Here is a 13,573-nt window from a genome sequence, read left to right as displayed (position 1 = left end):
CTATTCAATATCTGCAATCCACTCACCTTTAGGATTAATTAAGAACTTATGTGCACCCTCTTCGACAACGGCTGTCCCTTGTGTAAAAAGAGTAATGTAATCATATTTAGGTAACATTACCCAATCACCTTCAGCATTTAAGATGCCATACTTACCCTTATAAATTACCAACGATGTCCTCTCTTCACCCAAACAGGTCACACTCACTATTTCAAGTTTTTCGATATTTTTAGGGTAACGACAGTTTGATACATCAATTTTATCCTGCACTATTTGAGGCTGAGTTTTTATCCATTCTCTTATATCATAGCTTTCAGCCAAGCTATTTGTTGAAATTATTAGCAAACCAAGCACATACCATCTTGATAAAATACTTTGAGTCACAATTCATCCTATTTTATACTTGACTGTCATGTCATCTGTCATGATAAATTTATCTTTTTACCGCCTCTATAAACGCCTGCATCTTCGCCCTATCTTTAATGCCCTTTGCTGACTCAATACCACCGCTCACATCCACTGCCTGTATGGGCAAATCTAACGTCTTGCCGACATTATCAGCACTCAATCCCCCTGCTAAAATAATCGGTAACGCAGACTTTTTAGGAATGAGTGACCAATCAAATCGCTCACCTGTACCACCATAAGCGTCTTTATGATAGGCATCGAGTAAAATACTGCTCGCCCCCGCATCAGCAAACCTAACTATCTGCTGACTAATGCTCGCTATGGTGTCATGTTGCTGATTAATACGTAGGGCTTTTATCCAGCGTTTATTCACAGTATTTGCCAACTGTTGGCACTGCTCGGCCGTCTCATCTCCATGAAATTGGATCACATCAAAGTGTATAGTCTGAGCCAGTGTCTCAAGCTCAATTTGTGGCATATTGACCACTAACGCCACCACCGTGGTAAACGCAGGTATCGCTTGCACCAAAGACGCTGCTTGCTCTATGCTCACCGCACGAGGGCTTGGCGGATAAAATACCAAGCCAATAGCATCAACGCCCAACGCCACGGCTTGCTTGACATCCTGCTTACGGGTGAAGCCACAAAATTTTATTTGCATCATCGGTATTATCCTAGCATACTTTGTTAAATTTTCTGTTAGATTTGGATTGGTTTGGTATATGCTAGCTATTTATATATGATAACAACAATCTTTTTAACAAGTGTTTGTTGATTATATAGTGGAATATTGGAATAAACTCTATTTATGAGTCAGATTATGGATGAGGATCTTGTATCCACAGACTTGATGTCTAACAATATGAGGACAGCATTAATCAGCATCGGTATATACAGACGCTGATCTTTACTTTTGGATATGAATGTTTTTTATTAAGCTAAGATTTATGATTGATGTCGAAGAAAAAAATACAGACAGAGTCGCCTAACCAGTCACCATCACCTAACTTTAAAACCACTCAAGCTAAATAAAAGCGATTATTCGCTATGGTGCTCTCTATCTAAATGCACCAAACCATGAATTGCTTTACTCATGCCATGCATGATTTGTCCTAATAGTACTTTTTGCTTAGTCATCACCATAACAATCATTGGCTGATTGTCATTTGGAACCGCGCTAATCATAATCTTACCATCTTGTGCATCTAATATGACAGAACGACAGCCAGTTAAGTGCGCCTCAGCAGTTAATGCTTGTACCAATGCGAGTATAGAACTACCAACCGCTGATAATTTGCTGCCATCATACTCTTTTTGAAAGATAGAGCTGACTTCAAAGCCATCAGTAGTGGCTAAAAGCACACCTTCAATCCCACTTGTAGAGTGTACTAAATTATATAGCACCTCTTTTGATGCGACAATAAAAGCCTCTTTGGGCTTGACACGTTTAGAATCCAATTGAAAAAGTTTATTACTCATAAAAGCTCTATCCATTATCCGTTTTTAAATTATCAAAATAAGTTCAAATAAAATAATAAAGGTAAGTATTTTTTCTTATCTTTAATCATTTAACAATCTTTAATTTAGGATTATTTCCACCCCAGCCTAAACTAAGAATAACCTAGCAAAGACTTTATAATCTTTATATCAGTAATTTTATCTCAAATAGGTAACTATCAGAAAAGCAGCCATCAAAATAGTATAAAGATATTGTTATTATTGCAAAACATAAGTTGTAGTTATTTTTCGTAATTTATAACAACTTTATTTATAACAGATTTGCAACCTGTCTTTATACTAGCATTTTGCAACTTTAACTTAAAAATCTTTTTAAGGGTATAGCTCCTTGCTATGCTACAACTACAATATGGTTGGTCATAATTATTTTTTATATTCTAAAGTGACTAACTTTATACCATATCGCTCCAAAAGTTTCATAAATAACTTCCAGTTGCAGTCACTTGATAAGCAAATATCGTGTTTTGCCTCAGTTCTAATATCAACAAAATATCAGATGGTTAATTAGTCTTCTAATTCCAATGAAGAGATGATGGTTTCGACCAGTAATAATACATCTTCTTTTTTGCGCATATCAACAGGAAATAATGGCAAATACAATTCTTGCTCTTGTAGAAAGTCTCGATAGACCGCCATATCCAGTTCAGGATTCTTATCAACTTGGCTCACACCGATGACCATGCGTCCATCATAGATGTTTCTAAAAGTATCTATATAGTGAGCCAAGTCTGCAACAGGATCCTTGGCAGAATGATCGATTAAAATCACAATACCTAAAGCACCTTGTGCCAAAATCGGCCAAATAAAGTTAAAACGCTCTTGTCCTGGTGTGCCATACAATCCAATATTAGAATCACCTTCAATAATAAGCTCACCATAATCCATACCAACAGTTGTCAGTATTTTGCTATGTGCATCAAGATCGGTATTTAACACCTCAGTAGAGACCACGGGAACATCAGACAAACTAGATATTGCTTGTGTTTTTCCTGAACCCATTGGACCACTAAAGACTATTTTTAAACGTTGCATATATCAACTTCACCTATCTGATTATTATAAATAATATTTTAACAACTTAATTAATAAAACAATAAAAAATATATTAAACAGTATGCCATTACTTTTTTATTTCAATGATAATATTGTACTTCTTTTCATTATCAAAAATAGAGTAACACATTTTGTTATAAACTGTATAGAATTCAACCACAAACCCTTCATTTTAGCAGCAATATAGAATGTTCTAAATTGCTGCTAGATTTTGCAAAAACCAAACTATAATCCCAGCTTACGTCTAATCTTCGCAAGGAAGCCAAGTTTCTCTTCTTTAGCAGAGTTATTACCACCTGTATTTGCCTGTGATTCAGTTGTTGCTGCCGCTGACGTGTCACCAGAGGATCTTCGAGCTAAGATTTCATCCAAGAATGAACGCTTTTGCTTGACTGCCACACTTGGTTTGGGTGTATTTTGTGTACTACCCGTACTTGATCCTGTGGTTGAACTATTTGATGTTATATTAGAGCTAGACTTTGCAGCACTATTACCAAATTTCTTTAATTTCTCATAAGTTTCGGCATGCAGTCCACCTGCAAACAACAAACTGGCAACCACTTTTTTGGCAGCATTAACAGAGGTATCTGCACGGACGGCTAAGTCTCTTACCAGTATTGGTTGTGCTTCCATTGCAGTTAATAGATGTGCCAGCTCTTTACGTTTGCCTGTCATACGTGGTTTTGGCCAATAGCGTAGCTGATAAGTTTCTTCATCAGAAATCATCGATAACAAGTTATCAGGGGCACTCCATGCCTGTTGCCATAACCACTGAAATAAGTCAATACTCTTGCTAATATCAGGTGATACAGCTCGAGTGGTTGGTTGCAATTTCCATGAAGCATTAGGTGTCACTGAACCTTCACCGACCAACCATATCCGTTGACGTGCCAAATTGACTAAGGCAATCTTACCTTGACTACAACTCAACTCATAAAGTCCATCTGGACGAGTTTGTATGGCATCAATAACAGCAAACAACCCATTATCATCTGCTGGATATGTCGTTGTTGTATTGGAGCTTACATGAGTTGACTGCTCAGTTTCTGGTTGGCTTTCTTTGACAGTTGTAGCAACATTTGAATTATTAGAAGCTAAAGTCTGTGTACTGTCTGATGAGGATGCAGACACATCATTCTGCAAAAAAGGCAGGTTACTATAAAGCCAACTGCTTAATGCTTTAAGATCTTGTAGTGGCAGAATGATCAAATTATCTGACATCATACCTTCGGCATTATCGCTACGCCGTACATACAACACTTTGTCTTTTGATTGATTTCTAAGTATTTTATGGACACTGGTTGATCCACGAAACTCATCATTGATGATATATAAATCTATACTTGGATGGGAGGCAGGCACCCACTCCAAATCTGCCTCTAAACGTAATAATACTCTAAGATAGCCTTTAAGCATTATCAAATCTGCAGGCTTAATACCAATCAATGCTGTACGCATTACTTTTTTTATTTCTCTGCTTCCCGCAGTACCAGAGTTACTCATATCGCAACATTCCAAACATAGTGATAAATTGATTTAAGATAACTTGCATGACTTGCTCTCCTATGAGTAATAGATAGATCGTCTTATTTGAATTGATATTTAGAACTATATTAGCTACTCAGTTTTTATTTAAGAAAAATAATTGTATGAGATAAAACACAAACCCCAAGATTTGCTTCCACCTGATAAGCAAGCCATATTTCTAATTAAGTTATTGATTATATTAACAAACAGTAAAAATATATTCATAAGTAATATAAACTGCTTATATCACATAAAAATGGCTCAACATGTTTCATGCCATTATCACAGTTGAAATATTATAACTGATTTATCCTATTTTAACTGAGAAAAAATGATGCTTAGCAAAATATACCATATCTCACTAATAAGCAGAAGAATGTGGCCGTTTCATCACTGATTAGCTGCATTCATACGTTTTTTTGTACCTATAATTATGTTTAATTATTTTGTACCTCTCCTAAGATAACCACTAGGACAACCTTCCTTACTATAACCCACACTAAATTATAAATTAAAAATTTAGCGTTTGATACAGCGTCCATCACTTAATGCATGAACGGTAACGGTTGCACCAGTGAGTTCAAACAGTCCTTGTACTTGCTTTTTTGCATTATCACTTGCCATCTGCATCATACCACCACGACAAGCCATAGCAAGTACCTGTTTTTTGCCAGCTATCTGAGCTTGATTAAATATTTTTGGGTCTATATTCACCAGACCAAACACACCGGTATCAATGTCATAAACTTCTATATTATCTAAATATACTTCAAACACTTCTGCACTTGGTAAGGTAATATCAATGTTTTTTCCATCTTCTGATACTTGCACATTACTGGCTGATAGCTTATTTAGATCAATACCCGCCGTAACTCGCCCATGAGCAACAAACAACCCCTTTTGTTCATCTTGCCATAGGGCATACCAATTACCTTGTTTTTTACTACTGATAATTGTGTCTACACTAAAAGCTGTGGTTTGTAAACGGTTGAGTGATTGTATTTGAGTCACAACTCCTTCTCTGGTCAAAACTTCTATTTCATCAGTTGGTGGCTGCTTAGATATAAAAATAAATAGTAACAGCATGAGTCCTAAGAGCAATAAAACCATCTTTCCTAGACTCATAGGCTGGTCAGCAGATGGCTTGGTATCTGATAATGGAGTATTGTTAAGATTTTTTGAAGTATTCGTCACTGTTCGATTAGCCTTTTAATATAATACATAATGTTATTATCAGTATCATCACTTTTTGTTGATGCAAAAAAACGATTGCGTCTGCTGTACAGTTTACCTAACATAGACTACTTCTATATTCACTATATTTGCATTATATAAAGTATGCTCGATACAAGCATTTAAATCAGTTATTTGTAGCTAAGTTTATACACTATCATGATAGACAAGCAAAATGAAAGTGAGTACTCATGCTATCATATTTTACTATTAAACTTAAAACTTACTAAAATGCTATTTTTTCATGCCATACAATAACTTGCTACTCATCAACATGACTAAATTTTATAGATTCTAATGATTGAGCTATATTTATAACTTCAAGATGTATATTATATAGAGTATTAGTAAGTTTCTTATTTATTTTTATCTTATTTTTTTTGCCAAATATCAGGTTATTTATGAAAGCCAGTCAATTTTTGTTTGCTACATTAAAAGAAACTCCCAGTGATGCCGATATTGTGTCTAGCCAGTTAATGCTTCGCGCTGGTTTGATTCGTAAACTTGCTTCAGGATTATATGTGTGGCTGCCAATGGGGCTAAGAGTTTTACAAAAAGTTGAGCGCATTGTACGTGAAGAGATGCTGCGTATTGGTGCTCAAGAGATTGTAATGCCGATGACTCAGCCAGCTGAGCTATGGCAAGAGTCAGGTCGTTTTGATGACTATGGCCCTGAGTTATTGCGTTTTAAAGACCGTCATCAACGTGATTTTGTCTTAGGTCCAACTCATGAGGAAGTGATTACTGATTTGGCTCGTGGTGAACTACGCAGCTACAAACAACTTCCAATGACATTCTTCCAAATTCAAACAAAGTTTCGTGATGAGATTCGCCCCCGTTTTGGTATCATGCGTGCACGTGAATTTACCATGAAAGATGCTTACTCATTTCATGTGGATCAAGCGTCACTGGCTCAAACTTATCAAGATATGTATGATGCTTATACTCGTATCTTTACTCGTTTGGGTCTGGATTTTCGGGCAGTACAAGCGGACACAGGCTCTATTGGGGGCTTTGCTTCACATGAGTTTCAGGTATTGGCAGACAGTGGTGAAGACAGCATTGTCTTTTCTGATAGTTCAGATTTTGCTGCAAATATTGAACTTGCAGAAGCAATTTGTACCAGTGAGCGGCAACCTGCCAGCGAGAATCGCACCGATGTCGAGACCATCAATATGCCTACTTGTGAGCAGGTAGCAGAACATCTTAATATTCCTTTATCACAAACGGTTAAGAGTCTTATTGTCAATGGGCAAGACAGCGAGGGTAATCCACAACTCGTTGCTTTGGTCATTCGTGGTGATCATACTTTAAATACCATCAAAGCTGAAAAGATTACTGAAGTTGCTGTACCATTTACAATGGCAAGTGATGAAGACATCAAAAAAGCGGGGCTACTAAAAGGCTATATTGGTGTTAATTTAGACATGCCTGTTTTTGTAGACAGATCTGCTGCTGCATTGTCTGATTTTGTTAGTGGTGCAAATAAAGCCAATCATCACACCACAGGCATGAACTGGGAGCGTGATGCTCAAATTACTCGTGTGGTTGATATTCGTGATGTGGTCGAAGGTGATCCCTCACCTGATGGCAAAGGTGTATTACAAATCAAACGTGGTATTGAAGTGGGACATATCTTTCAATTGGGAGATAAATACTCACAAGCCTTAAATTGTACTGTCTCGGGTGAAAATGGCAAACCTGTCACCTTGATGATGGGTTGTTATGGTATTGGTGTGAGTCGTATTATTGCTGCTGCCATTGAGCAAAGCCATGATGAAAACGGCATTATTTGGACCCAAACTCCTAATATTGCAGATTCTATTGCACCTTTTGATATTGCCATCGTACCGATGAAATCCAAAGAAGATACGGTTATAAATACTGCCACTGCTTTGTATGAAGAGCTTAAATCACAAGGCTTGAATGTGCTACTTGATGATCGTAATGAACGTCCTGGGGTGAAGTTTGCTGATTTGGAATTGATTGGTATTCCACATCGTATTGTGGTCTCAGATCGTAATTTAGCAGAAGATAAATATGAGTATGTGAATCGCCGAGATGGTGAAAAACAGTTGCTAACTCGTGAAGAAGTGATTGCAAAAATCACTGGTGGCTAGATTCTTTATACGGTTGCTGTTTATACCTTTATCAATGATTGTTCAGATAATAAAAGAACCGCAATAGCGGTTCTCTTTTATGGTAATAAAAATAAGTGCTACCTCACTCTCAACTTCAACCCCCTCCTAGCCTCCCCCTTACTACGCGAGCATAGCTCTTGTCTTGCGTCGGGGCGAAACAGTGTTTCGCTATATTCCTCCTCAGGGAGAGGAACTGGTTTTTAAGTCCTCCCCTTACTTCAAGGGGAGGGTATGGGAGGGGTCATATATCAATTTAGTAAAAATAAGTTGAGAGCGAGGTAAGTGCTTAAAAACAAAACATCATTTTAAGAACAAGATGTTATTTTAGGTTTTTCCATTGATATGATATTTACCAAAGTAGTTATATCTACAGTCTCGGTCTCAGCAGTATCAGCAGCATAATCTTTAATTTTAATCGTTGCGTTTATTGGTTGATAACATTTATCTTTGCGTAGTTTTAATTGTGAGTTCACCTTGTTCGTATTTTCAAAGGCAAACCACGCGTCTCTAGTATCGCCCATTTCTCTGGGTATTTTATGACTGTCTGCATTGCTCACACTAAAACAGACAGCACAAGGGGAATAATCATCATCTGGTGCTGATATATTAAATGTCCCTTTCACCACTGTTTCACCTTTATAATAGGTAACAGTACCATCAGTTTTTATCTTTTTAAAATCAGCAGCTCCTGCTAAACTCGCTACGTTAAAGTCAGTAAGATAGTATCGGGTCATATCTTGGGTTGCATACGCCACACACGTATTGGCGGATATTTCTTGCCAGACCGAATCATTATTAACAATTTGTCTATCTTCTTCTACACCACAATTTTCATCACGTTTTTTATTCCAAGCAATTTGCTTATTATCCATTTGCTGTTTTTGAGTAGCAGTTAAGTTGCGATAAATATTCATATAAACGCCATTTAATCGCTGTTTTTCAGTCTTTACAGCTTCAATAGAACACTGATAAGAGTCTTTTAAATTGGCTTTTTCGCAGTCATAATTGTGCTCTTCAAATGCTGCTTGAGCACCCATCGCTGTCAAACACACTGTAGTCATGACAAATAATCTATTTGGTAACTTCATATAATAGTCCTATTTATTGTATTAAATTGATAACGCAGTAAAGTTGAGGTAAAGCTTTATCTTATAGTAATCAATAAATACCAGCGTTAACAGTATTGTTTGTAACGGTGTTTTTAGTATCTCTTTGACTATATTACTGACGAACAAGACGAGTTGGCTTTGGTAACACACTTATATCACTAGCCCGACAAGGATTAATATCAATGCCACCACGACGGGTATACCATGCCCGTACCATCAACGACGCAGGATGAAAATACTGGCTTAAATCAGCAAATATCTGTTCAACGCATTGCTCATGGAAGCCATTATGCTGACGAAAACTAAGTATATACTTAAGCAAATTTGCTTGATTTACCTCTATATCGGTGGTCATTTCTATCGCTACTGTACCCCAATCAGGTTGATTGGTGACGGGACAATTACTACGCAATAAATTAGAATAAAGCTGATAGTCTTGTAATTCTGCTGTATCTGATTGCATATCAAGTTTGCCCAAAAGACAAGCATCAGGGTGTTCAGTCAATGCGATTTTTTCTGCTGTCTGTACCAATGCTTGGTCAATACATTGTCCTTGTGGCTGATCTATCAGCAGTCCAGAAATGCTATTAATAGTAGATAAATCAAAAAGTTGCACAGTGACAGACGCCCCTACCGCCTCAGATAAGTCTTTGCTGATGGTCTGTTGTACTGTTTGCCAGTCATCAAATTCTGTAAAATTGAGACTGTTAAGATACAGCTTTAATGATTTGGATTCGACGATATTAGTAGAGGTAGCAGGAATAGAAAAACGTGCCAACGCCACTTGTGAAATACCTTGTGAGTTGAGCCATGACACTTCAAAGGCATGCCACCAATCAACGCCAACGCATAGCTTATTGGTATCATAATTGATATGCCCACGCCCAAGTGTTCTGCTAATCGGATATAACACCTCAGGAGAATAAGATTTGGGATAGCTGGTAGACTCACCCAATACACCATGTATACTCATAATTAGTCCTAATACTTAATTAATTTTTTCAAGACTGCAACTGTGATTGTAATTATGACGGCGACTGCGACTATCTGACGGCAATAACTTGCCATTTTGATGAGTCATCAGGTTTTATATAATTAAAACGTACTCGATAAGCCACTGTGTCATCAATATTTATTTTATAATAAAAATCTACCAATAAGCTGTTGCTATTAAGCCACTGTAAATTCACTTTATGCAGATTGACTGTATTATTTGTGCCATTATAAAAAGCCAATTGATCGGTAAAAACATCATAGCCATTATCTTCCATATTACCAAGATGATACACGCCTTGTGCATCTTTCTTCCACAGCATTACTTGTTCAAAATCTGGATAAGTCTCCACCGTTACTATATAAGAGCCATCAGGTGAAAAACTCAAATCGCTACCATAAAATTCTTGGTGGCGACCTGTGTTTAAATCAACAACTATGGTATTTGACGTCTCCCACATTTGCTTTTCTATCAACAGTTGCTGATGATTTTTGTCAAAACCACTCAATGCCAGATAGTCAATGGCTTCTTCATAGACGGCGGATTGATTTTCACGAAAACTCAAGGGATATTGGCGATTGGGTACATTAATATAAAGAGTATCTAACTCACGTACCATTCGATCAGCCAACCCCCACTGCTGAATCAAATTATTATCATGTGCTTCTAGTATCTGCTGGCGACAATATTGATAGGAAGCAAAATTATCTGGCTGACATAACCTACTTGAGTCATAGATCGCTCCAAACCCCTCCTCTTCTGCCACTACTTCCCAAATATAATCATCCATGCGTGCCTTGGGTATGTCGGCTTGTGCATGGATAGGCAATGACATGGTTAATATGGACAACAATATCCATACGATCATGTTAACAATAATATTTATGGGTCTTAAATCAAAGTTTTTAGGAGTTATTGTCATATTTTTGTCACCTGCCAATCACCATTATCATCTCTCACAAAAGCGTAGCGTACCCAAACAACATCACTATCTGCTTGTATGTGATAGGAAAACTCGACAATAAACTTATTTGTATTTATCCAGATGAGCTTTTTATCCTCATAAGCGGCAGGCAATGAGGGTAATTCCGCCACATATTCATACAAAATATTACTGCCATAATCATGTATATATTGCTCATCTTGACTCTCTTGTCGTTGCCAAACAACGATGGCATAAGAGGGTAGCCCCAATCGTCCATAAAAACCAGCCACAAACTGACCATTAGGTGAAAATTCTAACTGAACCCCAGCAAATTCCTGCCAATATCCTATGGTCATATCAACAATGACAGTAGAGACGGATTCGTACCAAATACGGTAAAGATATAATTTTTGTTGCTCTGCATCATAGTGTTGTAAACCATAAGTCGTACCATGCTCTTCATCAAAAGGGTATACCTCATCTTTAAATGCCAACGCATGTTTGCGATTTGCTACAGTGATATAAATCGTATCTTTTTCTCTGACGACTTTATCGTTTAAACCCCACTGCTGACTTAATCCATTATCACGATTCTCAAGTGTGCGATGCAAACACTGCTGATACTCATTAAAAGTTGCAAATTCAAGGTAATCCTGACACTCATACTCAGTATTTACTATTGCTAGTGATTTTGTATTATTTTTTTCTGTCTGTGCATAAGACTGACAGGCAACAAATAAGAAAGACGCTAAAGATAATACTCTTAGGCTAAGCAAGATAGAGATGACAATACGATCAAGAAGAATCATATAAACAAGAGGGGCAATATTTAGCATATCAATATGAGCCTTGGATAAAACAAAAATTATCCCCTATATGAATCATTTTGTATGCGGCTGACTGGCAACTTTCATATACCATTGACCACTGACAGCATCATGCAAAAAGGTATGTCGAATATGAAAGGCAACGGTATCTTCATCATGTATTTTATGAAAATAATCCACATAAAACTTATTATTATTGACCCATGTTATCTGCCGTAAATTTTCAACTTCATGGGTACTGTCTGTCTGATAATAATCATAATCTAACTGTCGTAGTTGTTCTTGGTTTTTTAGTTTATCTATCGGATGGAAATAACCTTTGTAATATCCATCCTGATGACGCTCCCAAATATTAATATCCCGCGTCAACTCAGCATCCCTATCAAAATTGGCAGCGTACTGTTTATTAGGCGATAACTGCAAATGGCTACCATAAAAATCTTGCCAAAACCCTGTGGCTAAGTCTACGATGACATCTTTTTTTGACACAGTTGAATGATTTTGTAAATAAAGTAACTGCTGAGATTTATCATACTGCTCTAGAAAATAATATGATTTATAAATGTTTTCAGGATCATCATAAATATAAGCATCGTCTTTAAATATCAAAGGATATTGGCGATTAGGCACTGTCACATAAAGGGTGTCTTTTTCTCTAATCACCTTATCACTCATGCCCCACTTTTTGCTTAGTTCATTATCGATACGCCCATGAGTAGGATAAAGACAATGCAAGTCAGGGTGTAAGGTGGAATAACTATCATCTTTATCGCTATTGTTACTGTTATTGTTATGACAGTCATCTTGATGATGATCAGCTTCGCTTTTTTTATCTAAGGCAATCCATACATAGTCATTCATGCTGGCTGTTAGTGGTGTTGCTGGTGTTACAGCTACTGCCAATACACCATTATCGATAGTAACGACCAAGGATAATATCGCCAATTGTAAAAATATTTTTGCCATTAAAAAAAGCCCAAGACCTATTGAGCTTTTATCATAACCAATGCTTAGTGTGACCACAAGCAGCGATGGATTTAACCACTTACAAATTAGCTTTATAACCTGATACGTGAGCCATCCTGTAAAAAACGATAGGCAATCACATACAATACCGCACAAAAGGCAAAAATTGCCACCATTGAATACCAAACATTGACATCAGAATGACCTAAAATACCATAACGAAAAGAGTTCACCATATATACAATGGGATTGAATAAGGATAGTTTTTGCCAAAAGGGTGATAAGTTTTCCATCGAATAAAACACCCCACCCAAATAGGTCAATGGGGTTAATACAAAACTGGGCACAATAGAAATATCATCAAATGAGCGTGCAAACATGGCATTAATAAAGCCACCTAATGAAAATAAAATAGATGTACCCAAGACAGTAAATATAGTCACAAACAGATGTACAACACCAAGCTGAGTAAAAAATAACGCCACAATAGAGACGATGATGGCAATAATGAGTCCACGGAAGATACCACCGCTCACATAGCCCATCAAGATGGCATGTTTTGAGATAGGAGATACCAACATCTCTTCAATACTGGCATGAAATTTTGCACTAAAAAAGCTCGACATCACATTAGAGTAGCTATTGGTAATCACTGCCATCATAATCAGCCCCGGTACAATAAATTGCATATAGGGCACACCACCCATCTCGCCTACCCGTGAGCCAATCATCTTACCAAAGATAATAAAATATAAGGTCATGGTAATCACAGGGGGCAATAGAGTTTGTGGCCAGATACGTAAAATACGGCGCAACTCTTTGTACATGATGGTGCTAAATGCAATCCATTTTTGTGACCATGTCATGCCATC

Annotated in this window: 13 protein-coding genes; 1 reads left to right on the top strand and 12 read right to left on the bottom strand. The window is 37.1% G+C overall.

What is annotated here, in order from left to right:
* From FHK89_RS14965 to FHK89_RS08910, 6 genes are all read right to left on the bottom strand, one after another.
* Entirely contained in the window at positions 1–384 is a 384-nt protein-coding gene (locus FHK89_RS14965; RefSeq protein ID WP_230659179.1) for a WG repeat-containing protein, read from the bottom strand.
* A gap of 49 nt (positions 385–433) precedes the next feature.
* Positions 434–1,078 carry a phosphoribosylanthranilate isomerase gene (locus FHK89_RS08930; RefSeq protein ID WP_329958705.1) on the bottom strand — a complete coding sequence of 215 codons (645 nt, stop codon included), beginning with the start codon at positions 1,076–1,078 and terminating at the stop codon, positions 434–436.
* Positions 1,079–1,446: 368 nt separating this feature from the next.
* Positions 1,447–1,887 carry a roadblock/LC7 domain-containing protein gene (locus FHK89_RS08925; protein ID WP_230659175.1) on the bottom strand — a complete coding sequence of 147 codons (441 nt, stop codon included), beginning with the start codon at positions 1,885–1,887 and terminating at the stop codon, positions 1,447–1,449.
* Positions 1,888–2,430: 543 nt separating this feature from the next.
* Positions 2,431–2,958 carry a GTP-binding protein gene (locus tag FHK89_RS08920; RefSeq protein WP_230659173.1) on the bottom strand — a complete coding sequence of 176 codons (528 nt, stop codon included), beginning with the start codon at positions 2,956–2,958 and terminating at the stop codon, positions 2,431–2,433.
* Positions 2,959–3,204: 246 nt separating this feature from the next.
* Positions 3,205–4,482, bottom strand: a complete 1,278-nt coding sequence (locus FHK89_RS08915; protein ID WP_230659171.1) for a hypothetical protein — start codon at positions 4,480–4,482, stop codon at positions 3,205–3,207.
* A 543-nt stretch (positions 4,483–5,025) separates the two neighbouring features.
* The gene (locus tag FHK89_RS08910; RefSeq protein ID WP_230659169.1) at positions 5,026–5,700 is read right to left on the bottom strand and encodes a DUF4230 domain-containing protein; all 675 of its coding nucleotides are present in this window, start codon (positions 5,698–5,700) and stop codon (positions 5,026–5,028) included.
* Positions 5,701–6,140: 440 nt separating this feature from the next.
* Here FHK89_RS08910 and FHK89_RS08905 point away from each other — a divergent pair, with 440 nt between their 5' ends.
* The gene (locus FHK89_RS08905) at positions 6,141–7,859 is read left to right on the top strand and encodes a proline--tRNA ligase (protein WP_230659167.1); all 1,719 of its coding nucleotides are present in this window, start codon (positions 6,141–6,143) and stop codon (positions 7,857–7,859) included.
* A gap of 326 nt (positions 7,860–8,185) precedes the next feature.
* Here FHK89_RS08905 and FHK89_RS08900 read toward each other — a convergent pair whose 3' ends face one another.
* The 6 genes from FHK89_RS08900 to FHK89_RS08875 all read right to left on the bottom strand — a co-directional run bounded on the left by FHK89_RS08900 (position 8,186) and on the right by FHK89_RS08875 (position 13,567).
* Positions 8,186–8,968 carry a lysozyme inhibitor LprI family protein gene (locus FHK89_RS08900; protein WP_230659165.1) on the bottom strand — a complete coding sequence of 261 codons (783 nt, stop codon included), beginning with the start codon at positions 8,966–8,968 and terminating at the stop codon, positions 8,186–8,188.
* Positions 8,969–9,101: 133 nt separating this feature from the next.
* On the bottom strand, positions 9,102–9,962 hold the full coding sequence (gene queF / locus FHK89_RS08895; protein ID WP_230656212.1) for an NADPH-dependent 7-cyano-7-deazaguanine reductase QueF: 861 nt from the start codon (positions 9,960–9,962) through the stop codon (positions 9,102–9,104).
* A 70-nt stretch (positions 9,963–10,032) separates the two neighbouring features.
* Positions 10,033–10,905 (bottom strand): hypothetical protein, encoded by an 873-nt coding sequence (locus tag FHK89_RS08890; RefSeq protein WP_230656215.1) that lies wholly within the window; start codon positions 10,903–10,905, stop codon positions 10,033–10,035.
* Entirely contained in the window at positions 10,902–11,744 is an 843-nt protein-coding gene (locus tag FHK89_RS08885; protein WP_230656218.1) for a hypothetical protein, read from the bottom strand. The genes FHK89_RS08890 and FHK89_RS08885 overlap by 4 nt, the downstream gene beginning before the upstream one ends.
* A 45-nt stretch (positions 11,745–11,789) precedes the next feature.
* Entirely contained in the window at positions 11,790–12,701 is a 912-nt protein-coding gene (locus FHK89_RS08880) for a hypothetical protein (protein WP_230656221.1), read from the bottom strand.
* Positions 12,702–12,793: 92 nt separating this feature from the next.
* Complete coding sequence (locus FHK89_RS08875) at positions 12,794–13,567, bottom strand: ABC transporter permease (RefSeq protein ID WP_230656365.1); 774 nt, start codon at positions 13,565–13,567, stop codon at positions 12,794–12,796.
* Between the last annotated feature and the right edge of the window lie 6 nt (positions 13,568–13,573).

It is taken from the genome of Psychrobacter sp. I-STPA10 (genome assembly GCF_021012795.1).
GTDB lineage: Bacteria > Pseudomonadota > Gammaproteobacteria > Pseudomonadales > Moraxellaceae > Psychrobacter.
Note: the sequence above shows the minus strand (reverse complement) of the source record. Positions and strands in the feature narration are given on the sequence as shown.